Source organism: Streptomyces sp. NBC_01808, from assembly GCF_035917395.1.
GTDB lineage: Bacteria > Actinomycetota > Actinomycetes > Streptomycetales > Streptomycetaceae > Streptomyces.
In genome coordinates this window covers 3039828-3058396 of sequence record NZ_CP109072.1, presented here as the reverse complement: position 1 = coordinate 3058396, position 18569 = coordinate 3039828, and the positions used below count along the sequence as shown (strand labels likewise).

The 18569-nt window shown below is 70.7% G+C and carries 18 protein-coding genes, 1 pseudogene and 1 riboswitch; of the genes and pseudogenes, 12 read left to right on the top strand and 7 right to left on the bottom strand.

The window, feature by feature from the left end; all coding sequences use genetic code 11:
* The first annotated feature begins 18 nt into the window (after positions 1-18).
* The 8 genes from OG946_RS13010 to OG946_RS12975 all read left to right on the top strand — a co-directional run bounded on the left by OG946_RS13010 (position 19) and on the right by OG946_RS12975 (position 8388).
* On the top strand, positions 19-1137 hold the full coding sequence (locus tag OG946_RS13010) for a MazG family protein (protein WP_326796272.1): 1119 nt from the start codon (positions 19-21) through the stop codon (positions 1135-1137).
* A 1-nt stretch (position 1138) separates the two neighbouring features.
* On the top strand, positions 1139-2380 hold the full coding sequence (locus OG946_RS13005) for a cytochrome P450 family protein (protein ID WP_326796271.1): 1242 nt from the start codon (positions 1139-1141) through the stop codon (positions 2378-2380).
* Positions 2381-2478: 98 nt separating this feature from the next.
* Positions 2479-3513 (top strand): transglycosylase family protein, encoded by a 1035-nt coding sequence (locus tag OG946_RS13000; RefSeq protein WP_326796270.1) that lies wholly within the window; start codon positions 2479-2481, stop codon positions 3511-3513.
* A gap of 208 nt (positions 3514-3721) precedes the next feature.
* A riboswitch (cyclic di-AMP (ydaO/yuaA leader) is annotated at positions 3722-3886 on the top strand.
* A gap of 76 nt (positions 3887-3962) precedes the next feature.
* Positions 3963-4646 carry a transglycosylase family protein gene (locus OG946_RS12995; RefSeq protein WP_326796269.1) on the top strand — a complete coding sequence of 228 codons (684 nt, stop codon included), beginning with the start codon at positions 3963-3965 and terminating at the stop codon, positions 4644-4646.
* 317 nt (positions 4647-4963) lie between these two features.
* Positions 4964-6247, top strand: coding sequence for a phosphopyruvate hydratase (eno, locus tag OG946_RS12990; RefSeq protein WP_047016128.1), 1284 nt, complete (start codon positions 4964-4966; stop codon positions 6245-6247).
* Positions 6248-6357: 110 nt separating this feature from the next.
* Positions 6358-6825, top strand: coding sequence for an FtsB family cell division protein (locus OG946_RS12985; protein WP_047016127.1), 468 nt, complete (start codon positions 6358-6360; stop codon positions 6823-6825).
* Between the two features lie 103 nt (positions 6826-6928).
* Positions 6929-7465 carry a DUF501 domain-containing protein gene (locus tag OG946_RS12980; protein WP_326796268.1) on the top strand — a complete coding sequence of 179 codons (537 nt, stop codon included), beginning with the start codon at positions 6929-6931 and terminating at the stop codon, positions 7463-7465.
* Complete coding sequence (locus tag OG946_RS12975; protein WP_326796267.1) at positions 7462-8388, top strand: Ppx/GppA phosphatase family protein; 927 nt, start codon at positions 7462-7464, stop codon at positions 8386-8388. Before OG946_RS12980 ends, OG946_RS12975 begins: the two co-directional genes overlap by 4 nt.
* On the opposite strand, the gene OG946_RS12970 is transcribed toward OG946_RS12975, so the two are convergent.
* The 3 genes and pseudogenes from OG946_RS12970 to OG946_RS12960 all read right to left on the bottom strand — a co-directional run bounded on the left by OG946_RS12970 (position 8380) and on the right by OG946_RS12960 (position 10315).
* A complete protein-coding gene (locus tag OG946_RS12970) occupies positions 8380-8766 on the bottom strand; it encodes an ASCH domain-containing protein (protein ID WP_326796266.1) in 387 nt (128 codons plus the stop codon). The two genes, OG946_RS12975 and OG946_RS12970, sit on opposite strands and share 9 nt — an antisense overlap.
* Positions 8763-9882: pseudogene (locus OG946_RS12965) on the bottom strand (hypothetical protein). The gene OG946_RS12970 and the pseudogene OG946_RS12965 overlap by 4 nt, the downstream one beginning before the upstream one ends.
* A 40-nt stretch (positions 9883-9922) precedes the next feature.
* On the bottom strand, positions 9923-10315 hold the full coding sequence (locus tag OG946_RS12960; RefSeq protein ID WP_326796265.1) for an ATP-binding protein: 393 nt from the start codon (positions 10313-10315) through the stop codon (positions 9923-9925).
* 159 nt (positions 10316-10474) lie between these two features.
* On the opposite strand from OG946_RS12960, the gene OG946_RS12955 reads away from it, so the two are divergent.
* The 4 genes from OG946_RS12955 to OG946_RS12940 all read left to right on the top strand — a co-directional run bounded on the left by OG946_RS12955 (position 10475) and on the right by OG946_RS12940 (position 15166).
* Complete coding sequence (locus OG946_RS12955; RefSeq protein WP_326796264.1) at positions 10475-11269, top strand: GntR family transcriptional regulator; 795 nt, start codon at positions 10475-10477, stop codon at positions 11267-11269.
* The gene (locus tag OG946_RS12950) at positions 11266-11928 is read left to right on the top strand and encodes a YdcF family protein (RefSeq protein ID WP_326796263.1); all 663 of its coding nucleotides are present in this window, start codon (positions 11266-11268) and stop codon (positions 11926-11928) included. Before OG946_RS12955 ends, OG946_RS12950 begins: the two co-directional genes overlap by 4 nt.
* Before the next feature lie 269 nt (positions 11929-12197).
* Complete coding sequence (locus OG946_RS12945; RefSeq protein ID WP_326796262.1) at positions 12198-13694, top strand: NAD(P)/FAD-dependent oxidoreductase; 1497 nt, start codon at positions 12198-12200, stop codon at positions 13692-13694.
* A 185-nt stretch (positions 13695-13879) separates the two neighbouring features.
* Positions 13880-15166 carry a cyclopropane-fatty-acyl-phospholipid synthase family protein gene (locus tag OG946_RS12940; RefSeq protein ID WP_326796261.1) on the top strand — a complete coding sequence of 429 codons (1287 nt, stop codon included), beginning with the start codon at positions 13880-13882 and terminating at the stop codon, positions 15164-15166.
* A gap of 284 nt (positions 15167-15450) precedes the next feature.
* Here OG946_RS12940 and OG946_RS12935 read toward each other — a convergent pair whose 3' ends face one another.
* Genes OG946_RS12935 through OG946_RS12920 form a run of 4 tightly spaced genes read right to left on the bottom strand, consistent with a single transcriptional unit; the run spans position 15451 to position 18484 of the window.
* On the bottom strand, positions 15451-16119 hold the full coding sequence (locus OG946_RS12935) for a hypothetical protein (protein WP_326796260.1): 669 nt from the start codon (positions 16117-16119) through the stop codon (positions 15451-15453).
* Positions 16112-16789, bottom strand: a complete 678-nt coding sequence (locus tag OG946_RS12930; RefSeq protein ID WP_326796259.1) for a hypothetical protein — start codon at positions 16787-16789, stop codon at positions 16112-16114. Before OG946_RS12930 ends, OG946_RS12935 begins: the two co-directional genes overlap by 8 nt.
* 34 nt (positions 16790-16823) lie before the next feature.
* On the bottom strand, positions 16824-18224 hold the full coding sequence (locus tag OG946_RS12925) for a hypothetical protein (protein WP_326796258.1): 1401 nt from the start codon (positions 18222-18224) through the stop codon (positions 16824-16826).
* Positions 18221-18484 (bottom strand): hypothetical protein, encoded by a 264-nt coding sequence (locus OG946_RS12920; RefSeq protein ID WP_442814341.1) that lies wholly within the window; start codon positions 18482-18484, stop codon positions 18221-18223. Before OG946_RS12920 ends, OG946_RS12925 begins: the two co-directional genes overlap by 4 nt.
* Between the last annotated feature and the right edge of the window lie 85 nt (positions 18485-18569).

Genomic DNA, 18569 nt, shown 5'->3' with positions numbered 1-18569 from the left:
TCGGCTACGGTCGGGGACGTGACCGGCCGAATCGTCCTGCTGACCACCACCCACCGCATCGCCCCCGGGCTGCTGTCCTGGCCCGCGTGGGAGGCGCTGCGCGGCGCCGACCGCGTGCTGTGCGCCGACGCCGCGCATCCGCAGGTGCCGTATCTGCGGGAGGCGGGCGTCGAGGTGGAGACCGCCGTGCCCGACGCCCGCGAGCTGGTCGACGCCTGCGCCGAGGGCGCCACCGTCGTCGTGGTCGCCGCGGCGGACGGCGAGCCCGCGCTGACGGACGGCCTGGCCCGGCTGGCGGGCACGGGGCGGGTGGAGATGCCGTCGCTGGAGCTGCTGCCCGGTTCGTACGACGTGCCGGGTGCCCGGCTGGTCGACGTGGTCGAGGTGATGGACCGGATCCGGCGCGAGTGTCCCTGGAGCAGCGGACAGACCAGCGCGGGCCTGGCGGCGCACAGCCTGGAAGAGGTCTACGAGCTGGTCGAGGAGATCGAGTCCGGGGACTTGCAGGCCGTCCGCGAGGAGCTGGGGGACGTGCTGCTCCAGGTCGTCTTCCACGCCAGGATCGCGGAGGAGGACCCCGAGGAGCCCTTCTCCATCGACGACGTGGCGGGCACCCTCGTGGAGAAGCTGGTCCGCCGCCATCCGCACGTCTTCGGCGACGCGGTGGCCGAGACCCCGGCGGACGTGAAGGCGCACTGGCTGCGCGAGAAGGCCATAGAGAAGCGGCGTACGTCGGTCACGGAGGGCGTGCCGCTGGCGCAGCCGGCGCTGTCGCTGGTGGCGAAGCTGGCGGGCCGCGCCCGCACGGCGGGCCTGGCGGTGCAGGTGCCCGGCGGGGGACGGGCCGGGCACGGGAACGGGGCTCCGGCGGCCGCAGGGAACGGCGTTCGCAGGGACGAGGCCGCCGCTGCCGTACGGGAGGGCCGCGGCGCGGCCGCGCCGGCGGGCGATCCCGTGGACGGGTTCGGCGCCGAACTGCTCGCGCTGGCGCTGCGGGCCGAGGCACAGGGCGTGGAGCCGGAGACGGCGCTGCGGGCCGCGGCGCGCACCTACCGCGAGGCGATTCTCACGGCGGAGCAGGCGGGCTCCAGGACCGACGGCCCGTCCGCCTCCGCCGGGTCCGCCGGCGCGAGCTGACGTGGCCGGTCCGCCCGCGGGCGACGGGCCCGAGCCCGCGCTCTTCAGTTGGGAGTTCGCCACCGACCCCTACCCCGCGTACGCCTGGCTGCGCACCCACGCGCCCGTCCACCGCACCACCGTGCCCAGCGGCGTCGACGCCTGGCTCGTCACCCGCTACGCCGACGCCCGCCAGGCCCTCGCCGACCCGCGGCTGTCCAAGAACCCCGCGCACCACCACAGCGACAAGACCGGCATCCCAGGCGAGCGCAGCGCCGGTCTCATGACCCACCTGCTCAACATCGACCCGCCCGACCACACCCGGCTGCGAAGGCTGGTCTCCAAGGCGTTCACGCCCCGCCGCGTCGCCGCCTTCGCGCCCCGCGTACAGGAGCTGACCGACCGCCTCATCGACGGCTTCGCGGACCGCGGCGAGGCCGACCTCATCCACGAGTTCGCCTTCCCGCTGCCGATCTACGCCATCTGCGACCTCCTCGGCGTCCCCGCCGAGGACCAGGACGACTTCCGCGACTGGGCCGCCGTGATGATCCACCACGGCAAGGGCCCGCGCGGCGGCGTCGCGCGCGCGGTGAAGAAGATGCGCGCCTACCTCGCCGAGCTGATCCACCGCAAGCGCGCGGCGCTCGGCGGCGGCGACGCGGCGGACGACGACCTGATCTCCGGCCTCATCCGCGCCTCGGACGAGGGCGAGAAGCTGACGGAGAGCGAGGCCGCCGCCATGGCGTTCATCCTGCTGTTCGCCGGCTTCGAGACCACCGTCAACCTGATCGGAAACGGCACGTACGCCCTCCTCACCCACCCCGCCGAGCGCGCCCGGCTGGCCGCGGATCCCGCGCTGCTGCCCTCCGCGGTGGAGGAACTGCTGCGCTACGACGGCCCGGTGGAGCTGGCGACGTGGCGGTTCGCCACCGAGCCGCTGGAGATCTGCGGGCAGCGCATCGCCGTGGGCGACCCCGTGCTCGTCGTGCTGGCCGCCGCCGACCGCGACCCCGCGCGCTTCGCAGACCCCGACACCCTGGACCTGTCCCGGCGTGACAATCAGCACGTGGGCTACGGCCACGGCATCCACTACTGCCTCGGCGCCCCCCTCGCCCGGCTGGAGGCGCAGACCGCCCTGGGTACCCTGCTGCGCCGCCTTCCCGACCTGCGGCTGGCGGGCGAGACGTCCGAATTGCGGTGGCGCGGTGGGCTCATCATGCGGGGCCTGCGGACGCTGCCGGTGCACTTCGGGCGTTCGCTGTGATCTGCGCGTGACTATCAGGCGATCAACTTGTGATCGGGGGTGATTCGGTATTAAGTTCGGCCACTGGCTCGAACACACAGGGAACGAAAGGCACTCGCATGCGCTCGGGTAACGGACGCCACCGACGTCCCCGCCAGGCCCCCGCGTTCGTCGTCGCGGCCGGTGCGACCGGGGCGGGTCTCGCCCTGCCGCTGCTGGGCGCGAGCGGCGCGAGCGCCGCCGACGCCGGCACGTGGGACCGGGTCGCCGAGTGCGAGAGCGGCGGGCTGTGGAGCGCCGACGAGGGCAACGGGTACTACGGCGGCCTGCAGTTGACGATGGACATGTGGCAGGAGTACGGCGGCGAGGAGTTCGCCTCGCAGCCCGACTACGCCAGCCGCGCGCAGCAGATCACGGTCGCCGAGCGCATCCTCGCCGGCATGGGCGCCGACAAGGCGTGGCCGGAGTGCGCCCAGGACGCCGGGCTGGACGGCGACGACGGGGTGCCGGAGGTCGACCCCGGCGCCGAGTTGCCGCTGCTGCCCACGGAACCGCCCACCCTCGCCCCGAGCCCGGATGACGACTCCCGGGGCCAGGACGAGGACGGGCGTACGGACCGCGAGGACGAGCGCGACGGCAAGGACGGCGAGGGCGCCGGCAAGCATCGCGGCAGCCAGGACCCGGGCGAGCGCGACGGCGGCCCCGGCGAGCGGACCGGCCCGGACGACGACACCACCTCCGGCGAGGGCTCCGGCCGGCACCGCGCCCCGGACGCCTCCGCGACCCCGACCCCCTCCGAAGCCCCGTCCTCGCCCGGCGCTCCCGAGGCCCCGCGCGAGGCCGTCGAGACCCCCGGCGCCTCCCAGTCGCCCGATGAGACCGAGCTGCCGGAACCGGGCCGCGAGTGGATCGCCGAGATCCCCGGCGACGCGGACAAGCGCGGCGAGGACCGCAAGGGCGACGCCTCGGGACGCGACGCCGCGGCGGACGGCGGCAGTTATACCGTCCGACCGGGTGACACCCTCTCGGAAATTGCCAGAGAGCATTCCCTGTCGGGCGGATGGTCCGAGTTGTACGACGGGAACAAGAACTCCCTCGGTAAGGACCCCGACACCATCAAGCCTGGTCAGGAACTCGAATTGAGCGGGAACTGAACAGTCGGCGGGTGAAGTCGGCGCGGATTAGTCATATTTGACGTAATCGGCTGACCGGGCTACCTGACGGACGTAAAACCGGGCGTGGCATTTTCCGGGGTCTTTGAATCGCACACGCCTATGTGCTTACCGTCACATTGCTCGCCAACGCGAGTCCCGGTGATCGCCTCACGCCGAATCCTGTCGGCGTTCACCCGGGCCACCTGTGCATGAAGCACCGCTGACAGGAGCGGGGGACCCACGGTAAGCGCCGCTTCGGTCCAACGAGAAGGCGGACCGGACGGCTTGGGGTCAAGCCGCACGCATGACGTACGGCCGGGCACTCACAGCCCGCACCCGACAGCTCACCTCGCAGGCGTCGGTGAGAAAAGAGCATCATGCTTCTTCCTGCCGGAACGGGTAAGCACCGCCGCCCCGCCGCACAGGCACGCCTTGGCACACACTCCCGCATGGCCGTCCTCATGGGCGCCACCGGAACCGCGATCGGGCTGCCGGTGCTCGGCGCCCAGCACGCGTCCGCGGCGCCCATCGATACGTGGGAACGGGTAGCCGCCTGCGAGTCCAGTGGAAATTGGGCGACGAATACCGGGAACGGCTATTTCGGCGGCGTCCAGTTCTCCCAGCCGAGCTGGGAGGCCGCCGGCGGCCGGAGCTTCGCCACGCGCGCCGACCTGGCGTCGAAGCAGCAGCAGATCGCCGTCGCGGAGCGGCTGCTGTCCATGCAGGGCCCGGGCGCGTGGCCCAACTGCGGCCCACGCGCGGGCCTGGCCGCGGGCAGTCCGGCCACCGGGCAGATCATCCCACCGGCGCCGCAGGAGGCCCCGCAGCAGCAACCGGAAACCCAGCCGCAGCCGGCCCCGCAGGCGCAGGAACAGGCCCCGCAGGCGCAGGAACAGGCGCCGCAGGAGGCCCCGCAGGGCACCGAGGCCCGCGGTGCCGCCGAGCAGACGCAGCCGGAGTCCCGCACGGTCTTCCGCGGCTTCTACTACGAGGTCCGCGAGGGCGACACCCTCGACGACATCGCCCGGCGGCACGGCGGGGAGAACTGGCAGCAGTTGTACGAGGACAACAAGCCGGTCGTCGGCGCGAACCCGGACCTGATCCGGCCGGGACAGAAGCTGAAGGTGGACTAGCCCGGCGCGCGGGCGGGCCGCACCGGTCCACGGACCGGCCGGCCCGCCCGCGCCGTGTGCACCGCCGCCGCCTGCCGCCCCCTGGTGCCGCCTGCCGCCCGGCACGCCGCCGCGGTACGGCGCGGCCGTCCCGGCCCGTCCGGTGCGCGGGCCGGGACGACCACGCCGTACGCCACCCGCCACCGCGGTCCTCCTCCCCGCTCCCCGGCCCGAACCGTCTCGTACCGCGGAATGCGGCCGGGTGCGCGCCGGGGCCGTCACCCGGGGCGGCTAGGCTCAGGGCGGAACCCGTAGCGAATCCCTCCGAAGGAGACACCGTGCCGTCCATCGACGTCGTCGTAGCCCGAGAGATTCTCGACTCCCGCGGCAACCCCACGGTCGAGGTCGAGGTCGGCCTCGACGACGGCAGCACCGGCCGTGCTGCCGTTCCGTCCGGCGCCTCCACCGGCGCCTTCGAGGCCCTGGAGCTGCGCGACGGGGACAAGGCCCGCTACGGCGGGAAGGGCGTCGAGAAGGCCGTGCTCGCGGTCATCGAGCAGATCGGCCCCGAGCTCGTCGGCTACGACGCCACCGAGCAGCGTCTCATCGACCAGGCGATGTTCGACCTCGACGCCACCCCCGACAAGTCCTCCCTCGGCGCCAACGCCATCCTCGGCGTCTCGCTCGCCGTCGCGCACGCCGCCTCCGAGGCGTCCGACCTGCCGCTGTTCCGCTACCTCGGCGGCCCCAACGCGCACGTGCTGCCCGTGCCGATGATGAACATCCTCAACGGCGGCAGCCACGCGGACTCCAACGTGGACATCCAGGAGTTCATGATCGCGCCGATCGGCGCCGAGTCGTTCTCCGAGGCCGTCCGCTGCGGCGCGGAGATCTACCACCAGCTCAAGGCCGTCCTCAAGGAGCGCGGCCTGTCCACAGGACTCGGCGACGAGGGCGGCTTCGCGCCGAACCTCGACTCCAACCGGGACGCGCTGGACCTCATCATCGAGGCGATCCAGAAGGCCGGCTACACCGCGGGCCAGGACGTCGCCCTCGCGCTCGACGTCGCCGCCTCCGAGTTCTACAAGGACGGCGTGTACGTCTTCGAGGGCAAGGGCCGCTCCGCCGCCGAGATGACGGAGTACTACGAGCAGCTCGTCGCGGACTACCCGCTGGTGTCCATCGAGGACCCGCTGTTCGAGGACGACTGGGCCGGCTGGCACGTGCTGACCGAGCGCCTCGGCGACAAGGTGCAGATCGTCGGCGACGACCTCTTCGTCACCAACCCCGAGCGGCTGCAGCGCGGCATCGACGAGGGCTCGGCCAACGCGCTGCTGGTGAAGGTCAACCAGATCGGCTCGCTCACCGAGACCCTGGATGCCGTCGAGCTGGCGCAGCGCAACGGCTTCAAGTGCATGATGTCCCACCGCTCCGGCGAGACCGAGGACGTCACCATCGCCGACCTGGCCGTCGCCACGAACTGCGGCCAGATCAAGACCGGCGCCCCCGCCCGCTCCGAGCGGGTCGCCAAGTACAACCAGCTCCTGCGCATCGAGGAGATCCTCGACGACGCCGCCGAGTACGCGGGCCGCAGCGCCTTCCCCCGCTACAAGAACGGCTGAACGGACCGACCCGTACGACATCGGCGTCGGACGCACCCGGCCCCGGCCGCACCGCGTAAGGTGCGACCGGGGCCGACCACCGCTTGCCGCCCGGGGAGGACGCGACGCACATGGCCAGGGAGCGCTTCTCCACCACCACCCGGCTCAAGCTGCTCGGCGAGCAGGCCGTCAGCCGGGTCTCGGAGCGCGTCTACCGCGCGCGCCCGCCGCGCCGCAGCCGGCTGACGGGGCGGGCCGCGGTGCTCGCGCTCGTCGTCTGCTCGCTGGTGGTGGCGCTCGCGTACCCGCTGCGCCAGTACATCGCCCAGCGCGCCGAGGTCGCCGAGCTGGAGCGGGAGAAGGCGCAGGCCGAGCAGCGGGTCGAGGAGCTGCGGGACGAGAAGTCCCGGTGGAACGACCCGGAGTACGTGCGCCGGCAGGCTCGCGAGCACCTGCACTACGTCCTGCCCGGCGAGACCGGCTACCTGATGCGCGACGGCACCGGCTCCGCCCGCTCCGGCGAGGAGGGGGAGGCGGTGGACAGGCCGTGGTACGAGAACCTGTGGGACGGCCTGGACGCCGCGGACGGCCGGCGCTGAGGCGCGTACGTACGCGAACCTGCGCCCGCCGCGGTACGCCGGCCTGACGCAGGCCGCCTGACGCCTGACGCCGGAAGCCGACCGCCCGGCTGAACGAGGAGAGATGGACAAGCCCCCGCCGCCCAGCGAGCACACCCCCGCCACCGCGGCCGACGCCGCCGCCGTGGCCGCGCAGTTGGGCCGCGCCCCGCGCGGCCTGCGCGCCGTGGCGCACCGCTGCCCGTGCGGCAACCCGGATGTCGTGGAGACGTCCCCGCGGCTGCCCGACGGCACGCCGTTCCCGACGCTGTACTACCTGACGTGCCCGCGCGCGAACTCCGCGATCGGCACGCTGGAGGCGGACGGCGTGATGAAGGAGATGACGGCCCGGCTGGCGGCGGACCCGGAGCTGGCGGCGGCGTACCGCGCGGCCCACGAGGACTACCTCGCCCGCCGCGACGCGATCGCCGAGCTGGCAGGCTTCCCGAGCGCGGGCGGGATGCCGGACCGGGTGAAGTGCCTGCACGTGCTGGTCGCGCACGCGCTGGCGGCGGGGCCCGGGGTGAACCCGCTGGGGGACGAGGCGCTGGCGATGCTGCCGGAGTGGTGGGCCAAGGGCCCGTGCGTGACGCCAGAGGAATCCGGGGAGGATGAGGCATGACCCGAGTGGCTGCCGTGGACTGCGGTACGAATTCGATCCGCCTGCTGGTCGCGGACGTCGACACGCGGTCCGGCGAAGTGAAGGACCTGGACCGCCGGATGGAGATCGTCCGGCTGGGCCAGGGCGTGGACCGTACGGGCCGGCTGGCGCCCGAGGCGCTGGAGCGGACCTTCGCGGCCTGCCGCCGGTACGCGGAGATCATCGAGCGGCTGGGCGCGGTCCGTACCCGGTTCGTCGCCACCTCCGCCTCGCGCGACGCGGAGAACCGCGAGGACTTCGCCCGCGGCGTGGAGGAGATCCTCCGGGTCCGCCCGGAGGTCATCACCGGCGACGAGGAGGCCGCGCTGGCCTTCACGGGCGCGACGAAGGAGCTGTCGGGACGGGTGCCGGGGCCGTACCTGGTGGTCGACATCGGCGGCGGCTCGACGGAGTTCGTCGCCGGCACGGACGACGTGGCGGCGGCCCGCTCCGTCGACATCGGCTGCGTCCGCCTCACCGAACGCCACCACTTCGCCGACCCCCCGACGCCGGCGCAGATCGAGGCGGCGAAGGCCGACATCGCCGCGGCCCTCGACACCGCGGAAGCCGCGGTCCCGCTCCGCGACACCGCCACCCTGGTCGGCCTCGCCGGCTCGGTCACCACGGTCGCGGGCATCGCCATGGACCTCCCCGCCTACGACACGATGGCCCTGCACCACGCCCGCGTCCCGGTGGCCCGCATCCGCGACATCACGAACTCCCTGCTCAAGGCCACCCACGAGGAACGAGCCGCCATCCCGGTCATGCACCCGGGCCGCGTCGACGTGATCGCCGCGGGAGCACTGGTCCTGCTGTCGGTCATGGAGCGCACGGGCGCCCCCGAGGTGATCGTCAGCGAACACGACATCCTGGACGGGATCGCATACCGGTCCGCCTCAGCCTGATCGAGGCCGCTGACCTGCCGTAACGCGGGTGATGCTGATGGCGAGGGCGCCGAGTGCTTCCTTTTCAGGGCCGTAGATGCTCCGCATGTTCGCGAGCTGCTGCTCGCGCGAGGCTGTCGGGTTGACGTTCTCCGGGCCCTCGCCGTCGAGCAGCGCCGCGAAGGTCGGGTATTCGGTGACCCTGGTGACCCGTACGTCGACGGTTTCCTCGGTGCCTTTGACCCGGAACCGGATCACGTCGCCCGCGGCGAGGTCGGCGAGGTCGGCGAGGTGCGGATAGTTGACCCTTACCTCGATGGATTTTCTCCCCGCTGCGACAAGATCGAAATATCGCCGGTAGAGGTTCAGCTCGTGAACGCGAGCCGTGGTTCCGGTCATGGGGCGGGAACGCTCCTAGTCGCTGGTGCGGACATCATCCGGCCGACTTCGCCGGCCGAGTACGAACGGAAGAAGTGCCGTGGGTCTGAGAGCACGATCTCGGTCATGCCGAGCAGGCGCTCGACGTAGTCGGCTAACGTGCCGGGCCATTCTCGGGTGTCGAGCATCCACGGCGCCGCGCCGTCCGGCGAGGGCGCTTGCCCTTCCCGAATGAGGGATTTCGACAGCTTGGTGCCGGTGTCCGTGACGACCTGCGGGCAGAACAACCGGGCGGGAAGCTGCTCCGGGGCGAGGCCGACGGCCTGTAGGGCGCCGTCGACGAGCTGCGAGCCGAACACCCAGTCGCCGCCCTTGACCATCACGTGCAGCGTGCCGCTGTGCTTGTCGCCGAGGGACAGCTCTTTCACGAGGTTCCGGTAGAGGGTGGCGAGGTCGAGGTACCCGCTCACCGGCAGGAGCGATGGTGACTTCGTACGCGCCATGGCGCAGGCACTCGGCCGTCACGACCGCGTCCGCGCGGCTGCTGTTGCGTACGCGCGTGCGCTCGGCGTACTTCTCGGACCAGCCGCATCCCGATGCGGGGCACGGCACGCGGAGGTGAGCGACGCCGGTCGAGGGGGCGAGCCACCAGCGGGCCGCGTTCATACGGGGCAGGACGCGCAGCCACGTGCGCCGGTAGTGCTCGGTGGCCTGCTGCCGGCTGTAGGTCTCGACGCCGTACGGAACCGCCAGGCGCTCGGAGAGCGCGGCGAAGAGCGGTCGGTACAGGGCGTCGATCTGCTCGGTGATGGCCTGCGCGCCGAGAGCGTGCACGTAGGTGCGCATGTACCCGTGACCGGTCTCGGGGGCCGTGACGATGGTGTGTGGGGCGTTGTCCAGCGCGGCGAACCGCACCTCGACCGGCACGCCGAACTGTTCGCGCACCCGTGCTGCCGTGGCGAAGGTGAGGGACTGGACGAGTGACGTGCCGATGTGAGGCGCCCCGTTGATCTGCGTCCCGACGACGAACACGATCCGCTCGGGTGTCGCGTCGAGGACGCGAGGTGTGAGGACGTCCTGAGCATGTGAAAGCGCGTTGGCAAGGACGGTGTTCGGCGATACCGGGTAGCTGCTCACACTTCCTCCTCAGTCGGGTAGTCAGGACGATGCCGCGCCGCTAACACGTTGCCTCTGCCGGCTGCCTGATCTTGAACTCGGCCCATACGACCTTGCCGGGGCCGGTGCGGTCGGACACTCCCCAGTCGTCCGCGAATGCGGAAACGAGCAGCAGCCCACGGCCGCGGTCGTCGGTGTCTGCCGGCGCGCACGGGTGGGGGGTGTTGGTGCTGGCGTCGTGTACCTCGAGGCGTACTACGTTGTCGCTGCAGGTGATCTGAACGAGGAAGCGGCGGCCAATGGGGGTGTGCTGTAAGGCGTTCGTGGCCAGTTCGGAGACGCACACGCGGATGTCGTCGGCCTGCTCGGGAGCGCATCGCTGGATGCAACCCGCTACGAATGTTCGTGCGTGGCCGACGGCTGCAGCGCTGCGAGGGAACGAACGCGATTTCACGTGTAGTCACATCCTCGGGCGTGGGGGGCGCACCGACAGCGCCCTGGCACTCGCTGTCCTAGGACTGCAAGTCGATTGAGCAAGACTATGGCACGTAGTCCTAGGACAGTCAACAGTCCTGGGACTGTGGTTCACTGTCGCTGTCGAGAGGAGTGCTGTATGGCGCCCAAGTGGCGAGAGCTTGCGGACCGGCTGGCCGAACAGATCAGGAGCGGCGAGTACATGCCAGGTGCCCAGTTGCCGCAGATCAGGGACCTCGTGGAAGCGGGGGAAGGCTCGAAGTCCACGGTCCACGCGGCCTACAAGGCGTTGGAAGTCGAAGGACTGGTCACGTCGTCGCGCGGACACGGCACGGTCGTCCGCGAGCGGGCCCCGCTCAAGCGGCTCGGTATCGCGCGATACGACAAGGCCAAGTGGCGCGACGGTGATGAAGTGGCGTTCATCGCGGACCGTGTGGCGTCCGGACGCACGTACAAGCGGAACGAACAGACTCAGACCGTCAGCCGTGTGCCTGCCTCGGCCACCGTCGCTCAGGCGCACGGCTTGCCGGAAGGCGCGGAGGTCTACGCCCGCGCGCGTGTGGTCAAGGAAGGCTCACAGCCGACGCACACCCTGACCAGCTATTACCGTCCCGAGCATGTGGAAGGGACGCGCATCGTCGACCCGGCGCCGGGGCCCGCCGGCCGGGGCGGCGGCTTCCGTGTCCTGTATGACGCCGGATACGAAATCGACCACATGCAGGAAACGCTGTTCGCACGCATCCCCACGGCGGACGAAGTGCAGCTCCTCCGGCTCGCACCGGGCGAATGGGTGGTGGAGCTGCACCGGACGACCTACACGGCTGACGGCACCGTCGTGGAGTTCGCGATCGGCGTTCACGCGGCGACGCGCTTCGCATGGACCTACGACTTCAAGGTCCCCGACTCGGCGACAGCGGAGGGCGAGAGCACGTGATCTCAGCGCAGGCATGGGCCGACGCGCAACGGCTCTGGGACTTCCAGCAGATGGGCCACGAGCCGCGCCCGTGCTCTGTTGCCATCGGACTCGGAAGCCATGACCTCGGAGTCGCGGACACGACCGCCGACCTCTATCACCTGGGCATGATGCCGCTGATCGTCTTCACCGGGGCGACCAGCCGCACCACCCGCGACCGCGTGCCGCGTGGGGAGGCCGAGCACTACCGCGAGCGGGCGGTGGCGCTGGGGGTGCCGGCCGGTGCGATCCTCGTCGAGTCGCGAGCCCGGAACACGGGGGAGAACATCCGCTTCTCCCGCGTGCTGCTCGAAGAGCAGGGCGTCCCTGTGGCGTCTGTCATGCTGATTAGCAAGCCGTACGAGGAACGACGGGCCTACGCGACCGCACGCAAGCTGTGGCCAGAAGTCGAGTGGGTCAGCGCCTCGACACCCATGACACTGACCGGATACGTCGACTCCATCGGCGACGCGCGCTTGGTGCTCGACATGCTGGCCGGCGCACAGCAGCGGCTCATGGTCTACCCGCGGCAGGGGTTCATGATCGAACAGCACATCCCCGACGACGTGGCCGCAGCGTACGAGCGGCTGCGCGACGCCGGTTTCACGAGTCGGCTCGTACCGGACGAACCAAGTTCGTGAAGTTATTCACATGCTTCCGGTGCGGATTTGGCCTTCTGGCTCGAATCCTGGACTCCGCGGCCCCGCGCGGCGTGTGACAGGCGCTTTGCGTCAGAGTGACATCTGTGCGTCGCGGGCTCGAAATCCCAGCTCAAGGGCCTGTCGCCGAAAACCGGCCCGCGGTCCGTGGCGAGCGCACAAGATGCGGCGGCGCAGTGTAGCACCATCGGGGGTGGAGCTTGTGAACCCCCTCACGAGCACCCCTCCGGTACCGGGGGGATACTCGAATCATGAGCACTACGGAGCGTCCCAGGATCCTCGTAGTAGGCGGCGGTTACGTCGGCCTTTACGCGGCGCGCCGCATCCTGAAGAAGATGCGGTACGGGGAGGCGTCGGTCACCGTCGTCGACCCGCGCTCGTACATGACGTACCAGCCCTTCCTCCCCGAGGCGGCCGCCGGCAGCATCTCCCCCCGGCACGTCGTGGTGCCGCTGCGCCAGGTCCTCCCCGGCGCCGAGGTGCTCACCGGCCGGGTCACCTCCATCGACCAGGACCGCAAGGTCGCGGTTGTCGCACCCATCGTCGGCACTCCTTACGAGGTGCCGTTCGACTACCTGATCGTCGCGCTCGGCGCCGTGTCCCGTACCTTCCCGATCCCCGGCCTCGCCGAGAACGGCATCGGCATGAAGGGTGTCGAGGAGGCCATCGGGCTCCGCAACCACGTGCTGGAGCAGCTCGACAAGGCGGAGTCCACCAACGACGCCGACACCCGGCGCAAGGCCCTCACCTTCGTCTTCGTCGGCGGCGGGTTCGCCGGCGCCGAGACCATCGGCGAGATCGAGGACCTGGCGCGTGACGCCGCCAAGTACTACCCCTCGATCAAGCGCGAGGACATGCGCTTCGTCCTCGTCGACGCCGCCGACAAGATCCTCCCGGAGGTCGGTCCCGCGCTCGGCAAGTGGGGTCTGAAGCACCTCCAGCAGCGCGGCATCGAGGTCTACCTCGACACCTCCCTGGAGTCGTGCGTCGACGGCCGCGTCGTGCTCAAGAACGGCCTGGAGGTCGACTCCCACACCATCGTGTGGACCGCGGGCGTCAAGCCGCACCCGGTGCTGAAGGAGTACGGCCTGCCGCTCGGCCCCAAGGGGCACGTCGACACCGCCGCCACCCTCCAGGTCCAGGGCACCGACTACATCTGGGCCGCCGGCGACAACGCCCAGATCCCCGACCTCGCCGCCCGCGCCGCCGGCGTCGAGAACGCCTGGTGCCCGCCGAACGCCCAGCACGCCCTGCGGCAGGCCAAGCTCCTCGGCGACAACGTCGTGGCGGAGTTGCGCGGCTTCCCGCAGCGCCAGTACCGGCACAAGAACAAGGGCGCCGTCGCCGGGCTCGGCCTGCACAAGGGCGTCGCGATGATCAACGTGCTCGGCAGGTCCCTGAAGTTCAAGGGCCGCCTCGCCTGGTACATGCACCGCGGCTACCACGGCCTCGCCGTGCCCACCTGGAACCGCAAGATCCGGGTCTTCATGGACTGGACGCTCGGCGTCTTCCTCAAGCGCGAGGTCGTCTCGCTGGGTGCCATGGAGTCGCCGCGGGACGAGTTCTACGAGGCCGCCGCGCCGGTCACCGCCGCCGCCCGGGCCCAGCACGACCAGTCCGTACGCGAAGCAGAGGCGACGCGGGAGCAGGAGCAGGCCCGCGGCGCCGCCGGCCTGCCGCCCGCCGAGGACAGCCGCGACGAGCGCGGCCGTGAGGAGCACAGCCGGGAGGCGGCCCGCGCCTCCTGACCTCCCCGGTACCCGCCGGTCAGCGCCCACCCGGTCCGCCGGGCAGGGCGCGTGACTGCTCTTTTCGGCTGGTACCCGCGCCCCGGCGGGCAACGGGACTTCCCGGGGTGGGTCTTGGTGTTTACGTGTAGTCCAGCAACGGCGGACACCACGTCGACCACCTGCCCATCTCACGGAGGTGCGCCATGCCCCACGGAGCCGCGCCCCGGCTCGCCGCCCTCGCGGAAGAGCTGCTCGGAGGCCCGCTGCCGATCCGTATCCGCGCCTGGGACCGCTCGGAAGCCGGTCCCGAGGGCGCCCCCGTCCTCGTCGTACGCCACCGCAGAGCGCTGCGCCGCATCCTGTGGCGGCCCGGCGAACTCGGCCTCGCCCGCGCCTGGGTCGCCGGCGAAATCGACGTCGAAGGCGACCTCTACACCGCCCTCGACCGCGTCGCCGGACTCCTCTGGGAACGCGGCCCCGACGCCCCCCGCCCCCGCCCGGCCCGCCTCGCCGCAGCCGCCCGCGGCGCCCTCGCCCTCGCCCGGCCGCTGCCCCCGCCCCCGCCGCCGCCCGAGGAGGTGCGCCGGCACAAGGTCCGCGGCGCCCTGCACACCCTGCGCCGCGACAAGGCCGCCGTCAGCCACCACTACGACGTCGGCAACGACTTCTACTCCCTCGTCCTCGGCCCGTCCATGGTCTACTCCTGCGCCTACTGGCACGAGGACGGCACCCTGGAGGACGCCCAGGCCGCCAAGCTCGACCTCGTCTGCCGCAAGCTCGGCCTCAAGGAGGGCGACCGGCTGCTCGACGTCGGCTGCGGCTGGGGCTCGATGGTGCTGCACGCGGCGCGCGAATACGGCGTACGCGCCGTCGGCATTACGCTCTCCGGCGAGCAGGCCGCGTACGCGCGCAAGCGGGTGGCCGACGCCGGACTCGGCGACCGCATCGAGATCCGGGTACAGGACTACCGCGAGACGGCGGACGGCCCGTACGACGCGATCTCCTCCATCGGCATGGCCGAGCACGTCGGCTCCCAGCGCTACGGCGAGTACGCCCGCGGCCTCCACCGGCTGCTGCGCCCCGGCGGCCGGCTGCTCAACCACCAGATCGCCCGCCGCCCGCTGGCGGACGAAGAGGACTACGCCATCGACGAGTTCATCGACGCGTACGTCTTCCCCGACGGGGAGTTGTCGCCGCTCAGCACGACGGTGGACCAGTTGGAGCGCGCGGGCTTCGAGGTGCGCGACACCCAGGCGCTGCGCGAGCACTACGCGCTGACGCTGCGCCGCTGGGTGGCGAACCTGGAGGCCCGCTGGGCGGAGGCCGTGGCCCTGACCTCGCCGGGGCGGGCGCGGGTGTGGCGGCTGTACATGGCGGCGTCGGCGCTGTCCTTCGAGCACAACCGGATCGGCGTGAACCAGGTCCTGGCGGTACGGACCCCGGCGTCGGGCGACTCGGGGCTGCCGCTGCGGCAGCCGCGGTGGCGGTGAGGCTCGGTTGGGGGCCGTGGGGCGGTGGGGCCGTGTGGCCTGGGGGCGTGGGGCTGCGGACCGGTTGATTCCGCAAACGGTACGAGGGCGTCACGCCGGCGCAGCACGGGGTTAACACGGGTCCTGCATCGTTGAGGACGTCGGCAAGGAACTCTCCGGAGCGGCTCCCGGACCTCCTGGTCGCCGGACGCAGGGCACGGCCTGACCGGCCCGCGCGTCCCCACGCGGGGACCGCCGTCGTCCCGCCCCTTGGTGCACGCACCGGGGGTGCGGCGGTCCCCGCGTCACACGTTTGTTCGCAGGTGGACCATCGGGTCGTCGAAGCTGACGTGCTCGGCGACGTCGTGCAGCATCGCGCGGTAGTGGGCGCGGCGGTGCGGCGCGGGAGTGGTGAGGGTGAGCACGGCGAGCCGGCTGCCGTCGGGGTGGGGCAGATAGGCGTGAATCTGCAGCAGCCGCTCGACGGCGAGCCCGAGATCGGGCGCGACGGTCCTCGCCACCTCGCCGAGGGCGGCGGGGCCGCAGGGGAGGTCGAGGACTTCGATACGTTCGTGACCTGCGGCGACGGCACGGGCGGCGGTGAGGTGTCGGGGAGCGCGACTGATCTCCTGCCACCGGAAGGTGAAGAACGAGGTGAGCAGGCGCCCGTCGCCGTCGTCGTCGCGATGGAGCCCCAGCGAACAGTGCACGACGCCTTCTTCGCGGAGGGCGAGCATCATCCGCTGAGCGCCTGCTAACTGCCCGATGACTTGCTGCCGACCGACTCCGTCGGGAACCCCGGCGAGAAGGTCATCGACCACCTCCCGCAGCCGCGAGGCACCGGGGCTGCCGACGGGGGCGGTGAGGACATCGAGCGGCAGGGTGGTGAACCCGGCTGGCAACGCGAACCACGCGTCACGGTCGGGCGCGGTGGCGGAGTCGCTGAGGATGTAGGTGTTCTGGTCTTCAGCCACGGGGGCCTCGCCAACCAATGGCTTGCCGTGCGTGAGCGAGATCCTCGGGGGAAGCCTGCCACGAGTTGACGTCGATGGGTGCCGTTTGCTTCGTCTCTCCGACCTGGACGATTAGGTGCATGCGTTTTGGTGCTGGGGTTTCAGGGGCACTTCCGGGTTTGGTGACGGCGATGACGCCGAAGAAGCGCGGATCGCCGACGAACCAGATGGGCTTCAACTGAGCCTTCAGCTCAGGCTTGGCGCGGGGTCCCATCCTTCTGGTCCACCATGTGGGCAGGTCACGCAGGTGTTGGTACATCAGGAACGTTTCCCCCGGCTGCGCGGGGTGGGGGATTGTGAGGCAGAGCTTCGTCGGCGTTCCTCCGGGGAGGGTGGGGAAACTGTAGGGGATATCGTCGAGACGCCAGGGATAGGCCCGAAGGACTCTGCGGATTCGGACGTTGGCGAGGATTTGAGCAGGCTGAATTTTGGCGCGATACGCACCGTAGCCCATGAGAATGATGATGAAGATGCTGAGTGCGAGCGAGTAGAACGCGAGGAGAAGGATCAGCAAGCACCAAGGGCTCAGGAACCAACCGATGAAGGCAAGGACACTGATCGTCGTCTGCTTGGCCCAGGCGCGCCGGGTCGGCGGGTGTTCCCATGCTGTGGGGTTGTTGGCTGGGTGCACGTTAAACCTCCTTGAGGCATGGTCGGGAGGTGTGTCAGGGGAAGACGCGAGGGATGACATTTATGAGATCCCCACTGCTGACTCCGGCAATCTCAAGGCCACCGAAGATGGATCCCGAATTACTGACGCCTTCGTTGTCGAGGGCGTCCACCTTGGTGCCGAGCAGGTTGATTCCTCCGGAGGCCACCCCGATGGAAGCCGCGGTTACCTCTATGGCTTTGGGTGCTGAGGGCGGCATCCTTGTACTGTGGACAATCCAGGCCACCGTCGGGTTGTCCAGTGCACTGATAGCTCGCGCTTCTGTTATTACGTGGCTGCCTACGGTGCTAATTCTCTGGCCGAGTGACAGAGCTGCGGATCCTGTCCGAATAGCGCCCACGCCGAGTTTGATTCCCTGGCCTACCGCAGCCAGGCCGGGCACCATGCCGAGAGCGTCGGCACCCACGCCTGTCAGGTTGGAGAAGAAGTCCGCGTCGAATTCGCCCTTCGTGATGCCGTTCCATAGCGATGCCCGCACTTCCGGATCTGAGAACCGCATCGCCAGTGCGCCCGCGCTCAGCCCTGCCGCCATCAACAGCAAGATGGCCGTTGCCGTGCCGCCCGTGACGATCGTCAGCGCGGCCAGGGCCACCACACCTGCCGCGATACTGAGGATGTCCGGGAGGTTCTCCTTGATCCAGGCTGCTGCCTTGGCGAAGAAGCCCGGTTCCTGGGGGGCCAGTTTGTCCGTGGCGTCGCGGATCTTGTCCGCTCGGGTGCTCGCCTCGTTCTCGTGCTCCCAGGCGAGCGCGCGCGCCCGCGACAGGATGCGCTCCAGCTCCGCCTGCGCGTCGTCCACCGCCGCGTCCAGGCGCCGCATCGTCGCCTTCGCCTCGTCACGGCCGTCCTGGCCCTCGCGCTGCCCGTCGCCGTCGCCGGATTCCACGGCGTCCTGCTTTGCCGCCCCCGCGCGGGATTCCGCCTCGTCGAGAGTCTGCCGCGCTTCGCGGGCGCGGTCGTTGAGGCGCTTGGCGCGGCGCTGGAAGTCGCCGAGGTCGGATTCCCAGCCGTCGAGCTGATGGGCGGCTTTTCTGATGGAGCGTGCGGCGTTGCGGAGGTTCAGGGGGAGCGGGCCGTCCTCCAGTTGTTCGCGGAAGGCGACGGCCGCGTCGCCCTTCCAGTAGCTGCCGTCCATCAGCTTGGTGATCATGTCGCGGGTTTCGTCGAGCACGTCCGCGCACTTGATCAGCTTGGCACGCAGCGTGTGGACGGTATCGGTGCTGCCGGGTGCAGGGTTGAAGCCGAGGTGCGGGTAGGTATCCGGGACCGTGCCGGGCTGCAGGCCCTGCGGCTGGTCGCCGCGCCACGCCTGGTCGGGCGGGACCAACTCGGCGGGCTTGGCTCCCGGTTGCAGGGGCACGGTGCCATCTAAGCCGGCAGTTCCGTCGTTCGTCATGTACCGCCTCCCTGGGCAGCCTTCGTCAGGTTCTCTTCCAGGGCTTTGTCGACCTCGGCGTAGCTCTCCTTGCTGTCCCCGACGATCTCCGCCAGTTCCTCTACCTGTTCCCCGATCTGCCCGGTCCCGTACTTCCAGTCGTCCTGGAAGTCCTGGCACGCGTCATCGAGGTCGTCCGTACCCAGTCCGCTGATGGTGGAGTCGCGCAGGGCCTTGTGGACCCCTTCGAGCGACTGCACCGAGCGCTTCAACAAGCGCATGAAGCGCTCTAGTTCGTCACCGTCGACTGCGAGTCGGTCCGCCAATCTGTCCCTCCGCACGTGTCGTCACCGGGATACGCACGCA

Coding starts and splice junctions, on each gene's coding strand:
- OG946_RS13000 (WP_326796270.1), top strand. CDS start 2,479: ATGCGCTCGGGTAACGGACGCCACCGACGTCCCCGCCAGGCCCCCGCG.
- OG946_RS12995 (WP_326796269.1), top strand. CDS start 3,963: ATGGCCGTCCTCATGGGCGCCACCGGAACCGCGATCGGGCTGCCGGTG.
- OG946_RS12985 (WP_047016127.1), top strand. CDS start 6,358: ATGGCCAGGGAGCGCTTCTCCACCACCACCCGGCTCAAGCTGCTCGGC.
- OG946_RS12980 (WP_326796268.1), top strand. CDS start 6,929: ATGGACAAGCCCCCGCCGCCCAGCGAGCACACCCCCGCCACCGCGGCC.
- OG946_RS12975 (WP_326796267.1), top strand. CDS start 7,462: ATGACCCGAGTGGCTGCCGTGGACTGCGGTACGAATTCGATCCGCCTG.
- OG946_RS12970 (WP_326796266.1), bottom strand. CDS start 8,766: ATGACCGGAACCACGGCTCGCGTTCACGAGCTGAACCTCTACCGGCGA.
- OG946_RS12955 (WP_326796264.1), top strand. CDS start 10,475: ATGGCGCCCAAGTGGCGAGAGCTTGCGGACCGGCTGGCCGAACAGATC.
- OG946_RS12945 (WP_326796262.1), top strand. CDS start 12,198: ATGAGCACTACGGAGCGTCCCAGGATCCTCGTAGTAGGCGGCGGTTAC.
- OG946_RS12940 (WP_326796261.1), top strand. CDS start 13,880: ATGCCCCACGGAGCCGCGCCCCGGCTCGCCGCCCTCGCGGAAGAGCTG.
- OG946_RS12925 (WP_326796258.1), bottom strand. CDS start 18,224: ATGACGAACGACGGAACTGCCGGCTTAGATGGCACCGTGCCCCTGCAA.
- OG946_RS12920 (WP_442814341.1), bottom strand. CDS start 18,484: ATGCGCTTGTTGAAGCGCTCGGTGCAGTCGCTCGAAGGGGTCCACAAG.